Source organism: Alcaligenes sp. SDU_A2 (assembly GCF_038237375.1).
In the GTDB taxonomy this organism is placed as follows: domain Bacteria; phylum Pseudomonadota; class Gammaproteobacteria; order Burkholderiales; family Burkholderiaceae_B; genus Alcaligenes.
On sequence record NZ_CP151273.1, the window covers coordinates 2,690,575 to 2,706,747 of the forward strand.

At 59.9% G+C, this 16,173-nt stretch carries 9 protein-coding genes; 2 read left to right on the forward strand and 7 right to left on the reverse strand.

The genetic code is table 11. The annotated features are described in order from the left end of the window. Positions 1-3: 3 nt before the first annotated feature. Positions 4-519: a hypothetical protein gene (locus AADW57_RS12410; protein ID WP_341667205.1), complete on the forward strand. Its 516-nt coding sequence runs from the start codon at positions 4-6 to the stop codon at positions 517-519. A gap of 377 nt (positions 520-896) precedes the next feature. On the opposite strand, the gene AADW57_RS12415 is transcribed toward AADW57_RS12410, so the two are convergent. From AADW57_RS12415 to AADW57_RS12435, 5 genes are all read right to left on the reverse strand, one after another. Beyond that, complete coding sequence (locus AADW57_RS12415; RefSeq protein WP_341667206.1) at positions 897-2,222, reverse strand: tryptophan--tRNA ligase; 1,326 nt, start codon at positions 2,220-2,222, stop codon at positions 897-899. A gap of 34 nt (positions 2,223-2,256) precedes the next feature. Continuing rightward, the gene (gene zapE / locus AADW57_RS12420; RefSeq protein ID WP_341667207.1) at positions 2,257-3,348 is read right to left on the reverse strand and encodes a cell division protein ZapE; all 1,092 of its coding nucleotides are present in this window, start codon (positions 3,346-3,348) and stop codon (positions 2,257-2,259) included. Positions 3,349-3,508: 160 nt separating this feature from the next. After that, positions 3,509-4,936, reverse strand: a complete 1,428-nt coding sequence (gene lpdA / locus AADW57_RS12425; protein WP_341667208.1) for a dihydrolipoyl dehydrogenase — start codon at positions 4,934-4,936, stop codon at positions 3,509-3,511. Between the two features lie 241 nt (positions 4,937-5,177). Beyond that, positions 5,178-6,386, reverse strand: a complete 1,209-nt coding sequence (gene odhB / locus AADW57_RS12430) for a 2-oxoglutarate dehydrogenase complex dihydrolipoyllysine-residue succinyltransferase (protein WP_341667209.1) — start codon at positions 6,384-6,386, stop codon at positions 5,178-5,180. A gap of 34 nt (positions 6,387-6,420) precedes the next feature. Continuing rightward, positions 6,421-9,291 (reverse strand): 2-oxoglutarate dehydrogenase E1 component, encoded by a 2,871-nt coding sequence (locus tag AADW57_RS12435; RefSeq protein WP_341667210.1) that lies wholly within the window; start codon positions 9,289-9,291, stop codon positions 6,421-6,423. Positions 9,292-9,809: 518 nt separating this feature from the next. Here AADW57_RS12435 and AADW57_RS12440 point away from each other — a divergent pair. Beyond that, positions 9,810-12,098, forward strand: coding sequence for an NADP-dependent malic enzyme (locus AADW57_RS12440; protein ID WP_341667211.1), 2,289 nt, complete (start codon positions 9,810-9,812; stop codon positions 12,096-12,098). Between the two features lie 646 nt (positions 12,099-12,744). On the opposite strand, the gene AADW57_RS12445 is transcribed toward AADW57_RS12440, so the two are convergent. Together AADW57_RS12445 and AADW57_RS12450 are read right to left on the reverse strand one after the other, a co-directional pair. Then, positions 12,745-13,923 carry an MFS transporter gene (locus AADW57_RS12445; RefSeq protein ID WP_341667212.1) on the reverse strand — a complete coding sequence of 393 codons (1,179 nt, stop codon included), beginning with the start codon at positions 13,921-13,923 and terminating at the stop codon, positions 12,745-12,747. 376 nt (positions 13,924-14,299) lie between these two features. Next, positions 14,300-16,066: an L-lactate permease gene (locus AADW57_RS12450; RefSeq protein ID WP_341667213.1), complete on the reverse strand. Its 1,767-nt coding sequence runs from the start codon at positions 16,064-16,066 to the stop codon at positions 14,300-14,302. Positions 16,067-16,173 lie beyond the last annotated feature (107 nt).

Sequence of the window (16,173 nt, forward strand, 5' to 3'; positions counted from 1 at the left end):
GCCATGAACCAGACCGAGCACCTTTCCAGCCTGCAACGCCTGCTCAATCTGCTGACCGGATTCGAGCAGCACGAACAAGACATCCAGGACATCGCCCAATCCATACAAAACGCCTGCGCCAGCCCGGACGCCATGGGCCAGGCCTATGGCAGCCAGGCCCGCACCCTGATGGAACACGATCCAGAAGGCGCGCTGGTGCTGGCCATCGGCTACGAACTGGACGACTATCTGGCCCTGGCCGATACCGTGGACGAGCTGTGGGAAGAAATCCAGGGGGCCTTCGAGGCACGCGACCTGCCCCCGTTCCCCTACGACGACATGCCTTTTCAGGACGTAGACGGCTTTTTCGAGTGGGCCAACACGCAATTGCTGACCTGCCACCCCGACTACGGTCTGCTCGAATTTGCCCAAAGCTACGACGAGGAATTCCAGCTGATTCTGGTCAAGCGCGAACATATCCAGGAAATTCTGAACCTGTGCCAAAAGCTGGGCATCCCTGCCGAACCCTGCTGGAACTAAGCCGCTCCTGCGAACAGCAAAAGCTGCGGCATCTTGCGGCTTTTGCTGAGCTCGGCACAATCACCGACAGGCTCCTCACGCATCGCCAGACACAACTTGTACGCCATACCCGCACACGTGGGAGCCCTATAAGTCGCCCCCAGTCTTGTTATCAGTGAATCACCCATAGACCAAGGGTTGAGCTCTAGGCCATCAGGGCTTCGCGCCTTGAGCGACGTCTATAGAAAACCGGTTCGGCAATGAACATCCGCATCCAAACGTAATGCAAAAAAATGCCAGCCCACACTCAAGGGCTGGCAAGAGGATTTTACGCAAGGGTTTGTCAGCAGTCTGACATGCCTGCGATGCAGGCATTTTTATGTACGACAAAGCCGCGTTTATTCGTCGCGGAAAGTGGCCAGCGCCAGCTCAAGGGCTTGACGATCGCTTGTGTCCAGTTCGGCCACACGCTGATCCTGCCATAGCACGAACAAACGACCGTCCTGTTCGCTCAGCACTTCAGCCGGTGCCGCGCTTTGCAAGGCCTTGATCACTGCTCCAGCCTGTTTCGGATCGGCGTAGGAGCAAGACAGGAACAATTCCTGACCGTCCGCATCCATCAAGCGGAAACGGAACGTGCCATCACTGTCCCGAAAGTTCACAAAACGAGCCTTGCGGGCCTTGGCATCCGGTGCGGTGCCTGTCGCCGTCAAAGGATCGCGCAACCCAACCGCCGCTTTAAGCTCGTGAATAAACGGCGTTGCGTACGAACGTGCTTTACGGGCACCGACTTGCAGCAGCTCTTCGATATCCTGCGGACGGGCCATCAGGGATTCGTAGCGCTCCCGCATAGGAGCAATCAGATTCTCCAACTGTTCGTACAGGGCCTGCTTGGCTTCGCCCCAGCCCAGACCATCGAGCAACTGTTGACGGAAGGCCTGGCTCTGTTCGCGCGTAGAAAAAGCCTGGTACAAGGCCATCAAGTGCGAATCGTCGGGGTTCTTGGCTTCGCCCGGCCCCTTGGAATCAGTCACGATGCGGGCAATGGCCGACTTGAGCGCCTTCTGGCCACCCTCGAACAACGGGATGGTATTGTCGTAGCTCTTGGACATTTTGCGACCGTCCAGACCGGGCAGCAAGGCGACATCTTCCTCGACCTGCACTTGTGGCAACACGAAGATATCCCGGCCACGCCCGTACTGGTGATTGAAACTCTTGGCAATATCGCGCGCCATCTCCAGATGCTGCACCTGATCGCGGCCCACAGGCACTTTGTGCGCATTGAACATCAGAATGTCCGCCGCCATCAATACCGGGTAGCTGAACAGCCCCATCGTAACGCCATCGTCCGGCTCCACACCGCTTTGCTCGTTCTTATCGACCGAGGCCTTGTAGGCATGGGCGCGATTCATCAAGCCCTTGCCGGTCACGCAGCTGAGCATCCACGCCAGTTCGGGAATCTCCGGAATATCGGACTGGCGATAAAACGTCACTTTGTTGACATCCAGACCGCAAGCGATCCAGGTGGCGGCAATGGCGCGGCGGGACACAGCCACACGCTCGGGATCATCGCATTTGATCAAGGCATGATAGTCCGCCATGAAAAAAAAGGCGTCGACGTCGGACTGCTGACTGGTCCGGATAGCCGGGCGGATGGCACCGGCGTAATTGCCCAGATGCGGGATTCCGGTCGTGGTCACGCCGGTCAATACTCTAATCGTCATGATAGGAATTGCACTCGAAAAACAGGTGTAAGGATTAAAGCGTTACCGTCTGGCGTCGCTCGGACTCCAGATACTCGCGCGACTGCATCTCCAGCAGACGCGAGACGGTGCGATGAAATTCGTTGGCCATGGGACCGTCTACATACAGCTCCTCGGCCGGCACGGCGGCAGACATGATGAACTTGACCTTGTGGTCGTAGAACACATCCACCAGCCAGGTAAAACGACGTGCCGCCGATGCGTCGCGTGCCGTCATGCGCGGAACATCGGACAGAATCACGGTCTGAAAGCGCGTCGCCAATTCCAGATAATCGTTCTGCGAACGGGCGCTCTCGCACAAGGTCTTGAAGTCGAACCAGACCGCCGAGCCGGACAAGGCCACGGCGCGCACCTGGCGGTTTTCCACGGTCAGGACGGGGTCCACGGGTGCCGTGTCGGACAAGGACGAAAAAATGGCGTGCAGCTGGCCAGCGGTTTCCTCGTTCAGCGGCGTAAGGTACGTATGCACCTGCTCCAAAGCGCGACGCCGGTAATCCACGCCGGTATCCACATTCATGATGTCCATATTCTTTTGCAACAAGGCAATCGCCGGCAAGATGCGGTCGCGGTGCAAGCCATCCGGATACAGCGTGGAAGGCTCGTAATTGGAGGTCATGACAAAGGATGTGCCGCGCTCGAACAAGCCCAGCAGCAACTTGTACAGAATCATGGCGTCGGCCACGTCGGACACGTGAAACTCGTCAAAACAGATCAAGCGGTAACGCTTGGCGATGCGTTTGGCCACTTCGTCCAGCGGATCGGCCATGCCTTTGACCTGGTCCAGTTCCTTGTGCACGCCGCGCATGAATTCATGAAAATGGATACGCGTCTTGCGCTTGAGCGGCACGGTCAGGTAGAAAGCATCCATCAGGAAGCTCTTGCCGCGCCCGACGCCGCCCCACAGGTACACGCCACGCGGGATAGCCGGTCGCGACAACAAACGCCGCAAGGCGCTAGAGCGCGCCTGACGATAGGCGACCCAGTCGTCGTAAAAGCCCTGCAGACGCTCGATGGCGGCTTGCTGCGCGCTATCGGCACGGTAGCCTTTTTCGGCCAGGGCGTGATGGTAATACTCTCGAACGTTCATGACACCTGCTGGTAAATCAGTTTTGCCTGAGGAGTTGCCCGACCATATGTCGAGCCCCTCGCTACGCCTTACGCTTCCCCAAGGGGAGCCCGGGATGCAGCCCGACAACAAAAAGGGCGAGCCTGTGCCCGCCCTTTTCAAGTAACACCCTGAAAGTCTATCAGAAGTTCAGAGCGCGCTTATCAACAGCCAGAGCGGCTTCTTTCATGGCTTCGGACAGTGTCGGGTGCGCATGGCAAATACGGGCGATGTCCTCGGCCGCGCCACGGAATTCCATGATGGCCACCGCTTCGGCCACCAGCTCGGAGGCCACGGGACCGACGATGTGTACGCCCAGGACTTCGTCAGTCTTGGCATCGGCCAGCACCTTGACGAACCCGGTGGTGTCACCCAGAGCGCGGGCGCGGCCGTTGGCCAGGAAGGGGAAACTGCCTGCACGGTAGGCACGGCCATCGGTCTTGAGTTGCTGTTCGGTCTTGCCCACCCAGGCGATTTCGGGCGAGGTGTAGATGACCCAAGGCACGGTGTCGAAATTGACGTGCGGCTGCTGACCGGCCAGGCGTTCGGCCACGGCCACGCCTTCTTCTTCGGCCTTGTGGGCCAGCATGGGGCCTCGCACCACATCGCCCACCGCCCAGATGCCGGGCAGGCTGGTGGCGCAATCGTCGTCCACCACCACAAAGCCACGCTCGTCCAGTTTCAGACCAATGGTTTCGGCACCCAGACCGGCGGTGTTGGGCACACGACCGATGGACACGATCAGCTTGTCGGCTTCCAGCTTATGCTCCGCACCAGCAGCGTCCACGTAGTTGATGGTGACTTGCTTGGCGGTCTTCTTGATTTCGCCTACTTTCACGCCCACATTGATCTTCAGGCCTTGCTTGGTCAGAGACTTCAGGGCTTCCTTGGCCACGTCGCGATCCACGGCAGACAGGAACTCGGGCGCGCCTTCCAGAATGGTCACTTCGGCGCCCAGACGGCGCCACACGCTGCCCAGTTCCAGGCCGATGACGCCGGCACCGATAACGGCCAGCTTCTTGGGCACCTTGGGCAGACGCAGCGCGCCGTCGTTGGACAGAATTTGCTCTTCGTCGAACTCGGCACCCGGCAAGGCGCGCGCCGAACTACCGGTAGCGATGATGACGTTCTTGGCAACCAGCTCCTCGGCATTGGCACCGGCCACATTCACCGACCAGCCGCCGTCCACCTTGGCACCGAACGAAGCCGTGCCGTGGAAGAAGTTGACCTTGTTCTTTTTGAACAGGTACAGAATGCCTTCATTGTTCTGCTTGACCACGGTGTCCTTGCGGCCCAGCAACTTGTCCAGATTCAGGGACACGCCCTTGACATCCACGCCGTGGTCGGCCAGGTGCAGGTTGGCATGTTCAAAGTGTTCGGAGGACTGCAGCAAAGCCTTGGAAGGAATGCAACCGACGTTGGTGCAGGTGCCGCCAGGAGCCGCTTTGCCGTCTGCAGTGGACCATGCGTCTACGCAAGCCACGCTCATGCCCAATTGAGCGGCGCGGATAGCTGCTATGTAACCGCCGGGGCCGGCACCGATAACTACGACATCAAACTGTTTAGCCATGAGAATTCCATAAGAGACAAACACATCCGGGACCGCCTTCAGTCAGGCGGGAAAGCATCGGGCCGGTCGGTCCGGCCCCCCATCGTGCTTTGTAAATAAAGTCGGCCAAGGCTCGGAATCAAGCACTTGGCCGTAAAAATGTTCCTACGCAACGCAGCAATGAACCTGCCTGCCGTCCCCCGAAAGGGCTCTTGTCATCGCCGGGGCAGCCCGGCGGGACAAGACGTAGGTTACAGCGTGCTTAGACGTTCAACAGCAGGCGCTGAGGATCTTCCAGCGCTTCCTTCATGGCCACCAGACCCAGAACGGCTTCGCGGCCGTCGATGATGCGGTGGTCGTAGGACATGGCCAGGTAGTTCATCGGACGGATGACGATCTGACCGTTTTCCACGACAGCGCGGTCCTTGGTGGCGTGAATGCCCAGGATAGCCGACTGCGGAGGGTTGATGATGGGGGTGGACAGCATGGAACCGAACACACCGCCGTTGGAGATCGAGAAAGTGCCGCCTGTCATTTCTTCCAGAGTCAGCTTGCCGTCGCGGGCGCGCACGCCGAAGTCGGCGATCTGCTGCTCGATTTCGGCAATCGACATCTGGTCGGCATTGCGCAGGATAGGCACTACCAGGCCACGCGGGCTGCCAACGGCCACGCCGATGTCAAAGTAACCGTGGTAGATGATGTCCTTGCCATCGACCGAAGCGTTCAGCACAGGGTACTTTTTCAGGGCGGCCACAGCGGCCTTCACGAAAAAGGACATGAAGCCCAGCTTGACGCCGTGCTCTTTCTCGAACTGATCCTTGTACTTCTTGCGCAGATCCATGACGGCCTGCATGTTCACCTCGTTGAAGGTGGTCAGGATAGCGTTTTCGGACTGCGACTGCAGCAGACGCTCGGCCACGCGGGCGCGCAGACGGCTCATGGGCACGCGCTGTTCGGGGCGGCCGTCCAGCGACAGGGTGGGCGGTGCCACGGGAGCGGCGGCAGGCTTGCTGGCGGCAGGTGCGTTGGCTTGCAGGGCATCGCCTTTGGTGATGCGACCACCACGACCAGAGCCTTCAACGGCGCTGGCGTCCACGCCTTTCTCGGCCAGGATCTTGGCAGCGGCGGGCGAGGCCACGGAAGACACCGATGCGGCAGGAGCGGCAGCGGCTGGAGCTGGCTCGGCAGCCGGAGCGGCAGCAGCGGCGGGCGCAGCGGCACTGGCCTTGGCGGCCGAGTCGATGCGGGCCAGGATCTCGCCGGAGGTGACGGTGCTGCCGTTGGCCTTGACGATTTCGCTGAGCACGCCCGAAGCGGGAGCCGGCACTTCCAGCACGACTTTGTCGGTTTCGACTTCGATCAGGATCTCATCGGCCTGGACCATTTCGCCAGGCTGCTTCTTCCACTCGAGCAGGGTGGCTTCGGAGATGGACTCGGAGAGTTGGGGAACCAGAACGTCGGTAATTGCCATGATTGTATTTTCCGTATTTAAAAATTTGGGGTGCTTATTTGGTCAGCATGAAAGTTTTGCCACGAGGGCCGAAAGCCGATTCGATCAGGGCTTTCTGCTGTTCCTGGTGTTTGGCCAGGTAACCGACGGCAGGCGAAGCGGAAGCGGGACGACCGGAGTAGCCCAGTTTCTGGCCTTCTGTCATGTTCTCGTAGAGGTGATGCTGAATATAGAACCATGCACCTTGGTTTTGTGGCTCGTCCTGGACCCAGATGACTTCCTTGGCGTTTTCGTACTTCTGCAGCTCGGCCTGGAAAGCTTTGTGGGCAAAGGGATACAGTTGTTCCACACGGATAATTGCAACGTCGTTGCGCTCTTGCTCTTTGCGGGCATTGACCAGGTCGTAGTAGACCTTGCCCGAGCAGACCAGCACGCGCTTGACGGCGGACGCGGAGATGGACTCGTCCTGTTCGCCGATGACAGGCATGAACTGCCCTTCGGCCAGATCCTTCAGCGGCGAAGTGGCGTCTTTATTACGCAGCAAGGACTTGGGCGTCATGATGACCAAGGGCTTGCGGAAAGGACGGATCATCTGGCGGCGCAGCACATGGAAGATCTGCGCGCCATTGGTGGGCTGAACGACCTGGATGTTATTGTCCGCGCACAGTTGCAAGAAGCGTTCGATGCGGGCCGAGGAGTGCTCGGGGCCCTGGCCTTCGTAGCCGTGCGGCAGCATCAGGGTCAGACCACACTGACGGCCCCACTTGGCTTCGCCGGAGGTGATGAACTGATCGATCACGACCTGGGCACCGTTGGCGAAGTCGCCGAACTGGGCTTCCCAGATGGTCAGGATATTGGGTTCGGCAGACGCATAGCCGTATTCAAAAGCCAGCACGGCCTCTTCGGACAGCACCGAGTCGATCACCAAAAAGCTTGCCTGACCTTCGGAGACATTCTGCAGGGGAATGTAGGTGCCGTCGTTCCAGCGTTCGCGCTTCTGATCGTGCAGAACGGCATGACGGTGCGTGAAGGTGCCGCGGCCCGAATCCTGGCCGGTGATGCGGATGGCATAGCCGTTATTGACCAGCGTGGCAAAGGCCAGGTGCTCGCCCATGCCCCAGTCCACCTTGGCTTCGCCGCGCGCCATGGCACGACGGTCGTTCAGCAGACGATTGACCAGCGGATGCACCGTAAAGCCTTCCGGCACGGTGGTCAGCTTTTCGCCAATGCGGGTCAGCTCGGACATGGGCAAGGCGGTGTCGGCCTGATCCGTCCATTTGGCATTCAGGAATGCAGACCAGTCGGTGGCATACTTGTTTTTGTAGTCGGTCAGCACGGGTTCGACCGTGCGCTTGCCGTCTTCCATCAGTTGACGATAAGCCTTGACCAGATCTTCGGGTTCGTTCTCGGACAGCACGCCCTGAGCGACCAGTTTGTCGGCGTATAGCTTGCGCGTGCCGTTGTGCAGGCCGATCTTCTTGTACATCAAAGGCTGGGTCAGCGAGGGAGTGTCCTGCTCGTTGTGGCCCAGTTTGCGGAAACACACTACGTCGATGACGACGTCGTGCTTGAATTCGCGGCGGTAGTCCAACGCCAACTGAGTTACAAATACCACGGCTTCGGGATCGTCGCCATTCACGTGGAACACAGGCGCTTCGATCATTTTGACCACGTCCGTGCAATACAGCGTGGAACGCGTGTCGCGCGGATCGGACGTGGTAAAGCCGATCTGGTTGTTGATGACGATGTGCAGCGTGCCGCCGGTGCCGTAGCCACGGGTCTGGGCCAGGTTGAGCGTTTCCATGACCACGCCCTGGCCGGCAAAGGCCGCGTCGCCGTGCACCAGCACAGGCAGAACCTGGCTGCCGGTCTCGTCGTTGCGGCGATCCTGACGGGCGCGCACCGACCCTTCGACCACAGGGTTGACGATTTCCAGGTGGGAGGGGTTGAACGCCAGGGACAGATGGACCGGACCGCCACGGGTGGACAGGTCGCTGGAGAAACCGTTGTGGTATTTGACGTCGCCGTCGGTCAGGCCTTCTGCATGGCGGCCCTCAAACTCTGCAAACAGGTCGCCGGGCATCTTGCCCATGATGTTGACCAGCATGTTCAGGCGGCCACGGTGGGCCATGCCCACGATGATTTCCTGCACGCCGTTCTCGCCGGCGTGATTAATGACTTCGTCCATGCAGGCGATGAAGCTTTCGCCGCCTTCCAGGGAGAAGCGCTTCTGGCCTACGTATTTGGTGTGCAGAAAACGCTCCAGGCCTTCGGCCTCGGTCAGCTGCTGCAGAATGTGGCGCTTCTGGTCTACCGAGAAGCTGCCGGTGCCATGCACGGATTCCAGACGCTGCTGAATCCAGCGCTTGGCGACCGGGTCGGAAATATGCATGAATTCCGCGCCCACCGAACGGCTGTAGGTATCACGCAAGGCCTTGAGCATGTCGCGCAGCGTCATGGTGTCGGCTTTGGTGAAATAGGTATTGGTCGCGGAGTACACCTGATCCAGATCGGCTTCGGTCAAACCGTAGAAGGCGGGATCGAGCTCGGGGAAGCTGGGGCGCTCGGAACGCTTGAGCGGGTCCAGATCGGCGATGCGCGCGCCCAGCGAACGGTAGGCGGCGATCATGGACTGGATGGACACCTGTTTCATGGCCACGGCCAGGTCCGGTGCCTGGGAACGGGTCAGGAAAGCGTTGGCCTTGGCGCGCTGGGCAAAGGATTCGACGATAGGAGCGTGCGCCTGATCGCGCGTGTTATCGCGGCCGTCGGTGGCGGGCAGATGCTGCAGCTGATCGAAGTAATCGCGCCACTGGTCGGCGACGGAACCTGGGTTGTCGAGATAGGACTCGTAGAGTTCTTCGACATAGGGAGCATTGCTCCCGAATAAATAGGAGTTACTGAGCAGTTCTTTTTGCGATGACATTATTACGCTTCACCTATCCGAGTGCTTCACTCGTGTTGAGATGCAGGAAAACCTTCCGCGACACGGCCACGCCGGTTAGCGGATAGCGGAGCAGAAGGCAACGTGTGACGCCTTATACAAGCCGTATGTTTTCTAGTATAACGCCGCGGGCAGAAGGCGCAATTATTGACATCCAAAATGCTTGGCCCCTGCCGGAGACCGTTGGCATTAACAAACACATCGCCCTGAATGGTCCTTTTCGGCTCCGAAGCCGACTGTAAATCCGAAAACCCCCGATTCGCCCCCCGCAGCGCCCCACACGGGATAAAAATTCCGATATGCTAAATGGTCTGGAAATCCCGGTTGCCGCTGGCCTTTCCTCTTGCGCCGCCTCCCGACCCCCAGGCGCACGAGCGCCTGCACCGCACCCGGTCGCACACATGGCATATGCTGGCTATAACAAATCAGCAACTATCCAGCGCCTGGATTTCTTATAAATTATTGTTTGCACAAAAAATATCCTCAGGAGCTTTACCACAATGGATGCCAACGCCGATCTGGCCAAACTTGCGCTGGACTATCATGCGTATCCCACCCCCGGCAAAATCTCGGTGGTGCCCACCAAGACGCTGGCCAATCAGGACGACCTGTCGCTCGCCTATTCGCCCGGCGTCGCATCGGCCTGCATGGCTATCCATGCCGAAGGCGAGGAAGCCGCCGCCAAATACACCTCGCGCGCCAATCTGGTTGCCGTGGTCACCAATGGCACAGCCGTGCTGGGCCTGGGCAATATCGGCCCACTGGCCGCCAAGCCGGTCATGGAAGGCAAGGGGTGCCTGTTCAAAAAGTTCGCCGGCATCGATGTGTTCGATATCGAGCTGAACGAAAACGACCCCGACAAACTGGTGGACATCATCGCCGCGCTGGAACCCACCCTGGGTGGCGTGAACCTGGAAGACATCAAAGCGCCCGAGTGCTTCTATATTGAAAAGAAGCTGCGCGAGCGCATGAGCATTCCCGTGTTCCACGACGACCAGCACGGCACCGCCATTATTTCCTCGTCGGCCGTCATCAACGGCCTGAAGGTCGTGGGCAAAGACATCGGCGACATCAAGCTGGTCTGCTCGGGGGCCGGCGCGGCCGCCATTGCCTGCCTGGACCTGCTGGTGGCTGTGGGCGTCAAGCGTGAAAACATTTACGTCACCGACTCGCGCGGCATCATCTGGAAGGGCCGCGAAGAAAACATGGAGGCCAACAAGGCCCGTTACGCGCAGGATACCGACGCCCGCACACTGGCTGATGCCTGCGTAGACGCCGACGTGTTCCTGGGCTGCTCGGCCCCCGGCGTGCTGACGGCTGACATGGTCAAGACCATGGCCAGCCAACCCCTGATCCTGGCACTGGCCAACCCCGAGCCCGAAATCCGTCCCGAAGTGGCCAAAGCGGCCCGTCCCGACTGCATCATCGCCACCGGACGCTCGGACTACCCTAACCAGGTCAACAACGTCCTGTGCTTCCCCTTCATTTTCCGTGGCGCGCTGGACGTGGGTGCCAGCGTCATCAACGAAGAAATGAAGCTGGCTTGCGTCAAGGCCATCGCCGAACTGGCTCGGGCCGAACTGAATGACGAAGTCGCCACGGCCTATGCCGGCCAGGACCTGAGCTTCGGTCCCGACTACATCATCCCCAAGCCGTTCGATTCCCGCCTGATCGTCGAAATCGCTCCCGCCGTGGCCCAGGCCGCGATGGATTCCGGCGTAGCCGCCCGTCCTATCGAGGACATGGAGGCTTACCGCCAGAAACTGATCGCCATGACCTACCACTCCGGCCCGCTGATGCGTCCCCTGTACATGCAGGCCAAATCCGCGCCCAAGCGCATCATCTATTCCGACGGCGAAGACGAGCGCGTCCTGCGTGCCGTGCAGACCGTGGTTGACGAAAAACTGGCCCTGCCGATTCTGGTGGGCCGCCCCAGCGTCATCGACATGCGCGTCAAGAAAGCCGGCTTGCGTCTGGAAGCGGGCAAGAACGTGGAAATCGTCGATCCCGAAGACGATGCCCGCTTTACCGAAACCTGGACAGCCTACTACAAGCTCAAGGCCCGCGAAGGCGTCACCCCCGATATCGCCAAGGCCATGATCCGCAAGCACAACTCGCTGATCGGCGTCATGCTGTTGCAACGCGGCGATGCCGACGGCATGATCTGCGGCGTCGCCAGCAACTACGACAGCCAGCTGAACTACGTGGACCAGGTCATCGGCCTGAAGAAAGACGCACAGACCTTCGCGGCCATGAACGTGCTGATGCTGCCTACCCAGACCCTGTTCGTCTGCGATACGCACGTCAACGAAAACCCAACGGCCGAGCAGATCGCCGACATGACCATCCAGGCCGCCGAGGAAGTCAAGCGCTTTGGCGTCATGCCGCGTGTTGCCCTGCTGTCGCACTCGAACTTCGGCAGCCGCCAGACCGAGTCGTCGCGCAAGATGGCCAAGGCCCGCCAGATTCTGGCCGAGCGCGCGCCCGAGCTGGAAGTGGACGGCGAAATGCACGCCGACTCTGCACTGTCGGAAAAAATCCGCCTGAAAGCCTTCCCCGACAGCACGCTGCGCGGGTCGGCCAACTTGCTGATCACGCCTAACCTGGACGCCGGCAACATCACCTACAACATGCTCAAGATGACGGGCAGCAACGGTGTGGCCATGGGCCCCATCCTGCTGGGTGCGGCACGTCCTGTGCATATCCTGACCACCAGCGCCACCGTGCGTCGCATCGTGAACATGACGGCACTGGCCGTGGTGGACGCGCAGATCGAAGCCCGAGGTTAAGCCTGGAACGCCCAGTTCCTGCCGCCTGAAAACGGCGGGAACCAAGCACCCAAAAAGCCTGATGCCCTTGTAGGGATCAGGCTTTTTTTTAGGGTTTCCGAAGAATGCCGAGCGCCAGTTCACCCAGACGATGAGGAGCTGGCTTTTTTAAGACGCCATTCAAGGCACCGATGAAAGCGACCCGGCGATATGCATTCTTGCCAAACAGAACATGCAGCGAATGGCTGATACCTTGTGCAACATACACGGACGCCCCGCATGTGGGCCAAGCACTGCGGTGCCGTTCTCGTCAGGCCGCAGCGGGACGGCGGGCGAGTCAGGGCCTTCGCCGCAGGCGGGATGCTGGGGTGGGAGGCAAGGGGCGTGCTGTTCGAGCAGGGCGCTTGTGATTCGTCCAGTGGACGAATCACCCTGCGAGTTCACGCCCCGCCCGCCCCGGCATCCCGACCAGGGAATCCGCGCGCAGCGCGGGCGAAGGCCCCAGCCAAGCTGACCCGCTGCGGCCGGCCTGGCGAGAACCCAAGGTTCTGTCCGCTTGGCCCAAACGGCCCGCCCAATACGAAGGAACCCCCGATATCTCTCGAAGAACCTTTTTTTATGCCTTGTCGTTGATCGGCGTGATCGCAACCGAACTTCCAAGCGCGTCTTACCCCCGACGCAAGCAAGCGCAAAGCGCCAGACACAATAGCGCTCCTGACAACACCACACCGCTTAATACCGACCAAGCCGCAGCAAATCCAGCCGAACCCTCCAAAAACCAGCCAAATAAAGGCGGCCCGGCCGCAATGCCGCCGAAAAACCCCAAGGACACCATACCGGCCGAGCTTGCTACGCCGCCAAATCGCGCATCCCGCAACAACATGCTCATGGCCAGGGCATTCGTCGCCGCCACGCTCAATCCCATGCCGATTACGCCTAGCCACAAAGGCCAGTGGTGCAGTTGATCCGCTTGTTGCAAGACCCACAAGGACACGCTGGCCAGCAGAAACAAACCGGCCAGAAGCCCGGTTTCGTCGCGCAACCGGGCTCCCAGCGGCGTCAAGATGACTCGCGACGCAATACCCATTACCCCAAAGCTGCTGATCATGGCACCAATCGCCACCGCCGACACGCCTAACTGATGGGCATACACCCCCAAATAAGTCATGAACGAAGACAAGGCCAGCCCCGCGCACAGCTGAATCGACATCAACAGCCGCAACCAGCCGTTGGGCACGCCCGGCCGCACAGTCAGGCCTGGCGCAACCGCCGCCTTTCCAGAAAGCTTGCGGGCTGCGAAAACAGCGAACATCACAGCTAACGGAGCCCATATGAGCAATGCCCCGCGCCACCCCCAGGCCACGGTCAAAGGCGGAAGCACCAGGCCTGCCAACAAGGCAGAGGCCTGTACGCCGGACTGCTTCAAGCCAACCATCCCAGCCTTGCGAGAGGCCGGCACGGCTTGGGCGATCGCCTGATTGGTCGCAGGATTGGCCAGGGACTGCGCCAGGCCGCACAACAGCAAGGCTGCCATCAAACCACCAAAACCGGGCAAGATCCCCACCAACAAAAAGGACAAGCCCACCAGAGCAAACAGACTGACCAACCCGGCCCGCGAACCCATGCGCTGCACCAAAGCGCCGGCCCAGGGCGAAATAAGCGCGGCCAGGCCAAAAGTCGCGGTCGTCAACCAACCCAACTGCTGACGCGCTATGCCCAGATCGGCAATCAACAACGGGCCCAGAATGCCGATGGCATAAAAAATCATCATGGGCATACCCATAGCCGTCAGCAACAAGACGGATAGGCCTAACTGAGGGGAAAGAGTAAACGCGCGTTGCTGCATGAAGCCTCCGGCACCATAGAGAAGGATGGACTGTCGGAGCCGAACGCCATGCCAGGAAGGACTGGAAATCTGCAAGGCACGCAAGCGCCAAGGGTCAACGGCAACAATCCCTTTTTATGATAATGATAATCATTATTTTTATTATTGAAAGCAAATACCGAAATAACTGCGCCTGAGGCTTTGGGTCAAACCCTGACCCTGACCAACAGAGGGAAAAACCGCTATCCCGATGGATCAACACAATAGTCAACGCTCTTGACGCTTTGCCAAACCATAAACATCAAGGGCGACGCCAGATTGGCGTCGCCCTTGATGTTGGCAAGCAGCCCGACGGGCTGCTTGCACTGCGCTTTTCAAGCAATCCTAGCACTGCACATTAGGTCGCCAGGGAGGCTGCCGGTTGACGACCACGCGTCAGGCTCAGGCCGCCGATGACCACGGCCAGCCAGACTGCCGCCGCCACCCACCACCCGATAGACCCGGTAATCAACGCCTGACCAATCAAGCCAGCCTGAATGACGTAATACACCATGGGGATCAGCGTCTTGCGCACAATTTCGCCTTCGCGGCCCAACATCCCCACGACCGCACCGGCTGCAACGACGTTATGCACGCAAATCATATTGCCGGCAGCACCGCCCACCGCTTGCAGGGCGACCACGATCGCGGACTGATCCAGGTTCAAGCCGATCTGTTGCGCCGTCGAGAACTGGAAGTACGAGAACATCATGTTGCTGACGGTATTGGAGCCGGCGATAAAGGCACCCAGGCTACCCACCCAGGGCGAGATGCTGGGCCAAGCCTGACCGGCGGCGGCCGCCGCGCCCTGAGCCAGAACCAGCGGCATGCTGGCCATGGAGCCATCGGCCGCCGCCGAATTGATAAACACCTGGACCATAGGCACGGCCAACAAGAGCGCAGGCGCTGCGCTGCCCATCGTGCGCACCGAGTCCTTGACGCCGACCATGAACTGCTTGCCGCTCATGCTGAAAATAGCGATGCAGGCCAGCGACACCAGAATCAGAATCGCGCCGGGCGAATACAGCAACTGGATGGACGAGGTGATATTGGTGCCCAGAATCCCCGTAATCTTGAAAGTCGCGTCAGGACCGGTCAGCCAAGCTTTGACGGACGGCACGGTACGCGTCAGGATCAACAGCAACACCACCAAGGCGTAAGGCGAGAACGCACGCAGCACGGAGAAGCGCTGAGTCTGTTCGGTGTCGTCCATTTTGACGGTGCCCAGCCAATGCGACGGCCACTGGCGACGATCCGGAAAGTCGAACGTCTTGCTCGGCTGAAACCAACCCTTGCGGGCGGCGGTCACCACAATGACCAGACCCACCATCGCACCCAGCAGCGAAGGAAACTCAGGCCCAAGGGTCACGGCGATCAGGTAGTAAGGCACCGTAAAGGCCACGCCTGCAAACAAAGCGAACTTCCAGGCACCCAGACCTTCGGCAAAAGAGCGGCGTTCGCCAAAGAAGCGGGTCAACAGGCCGCACAGGATCAGGGGAATCGCAAAGCCGATCAGCGCATGCACCAGCGCCACGTTTTCCACGATCTGCTGCAAGTACTCCAAAGGCTGCATAGGCGCAATGGCTGCCGCCACATCGGCCTTGTTATCGATACCCGAGCGCACGCCCACCAACATAGGTGTGCCGACGGCACCGAAAGATACCGGTGTGGACTGGATGACCAGCACCGACATGACAGCGGCCATCGCCGGAAAGCCCAGCGCCAGCAACAGAGGAGCCCCGACCGCCGATGGCGTTCCAAAGCCGGACGAACCCTCGATCATCGAGCCAAACAGCCAGGCCACGATAATGACCTGCACGCGGCGGTCCGGAGAGATGTCCATGAACCCCTGGCGGATGGCGGTCAGAGCACCACCCACCTTTAAGGTATTCAGAAGCAGCACGGCCCCAAATACAATGAACAGCAGCGTCAGGGCCGTGACCACGCCATTGATGGTGGCCGCCGCCACCACCGAGCCCTGGCTGCCCCAGACAAACAAGGCCAGGCAGGCCGTAACCACGTAGGCGGCCCCCATGGACAATTTGGCAGAGCGGCCCATCACCACCATCAATAGGAACACGACCAGCAGCGGAGCCAATGCCAGCAAAGTGTACGCAAGATTCATCCCATTTCTCCTTCGTGTGGATAGCACGGTTATCGGTGAAGGGGCTCTTGAACCCGTCTGGGCGCAAGGCGCGGGCGTGACCTCGGGATGCAGGCACCCACCCTTCT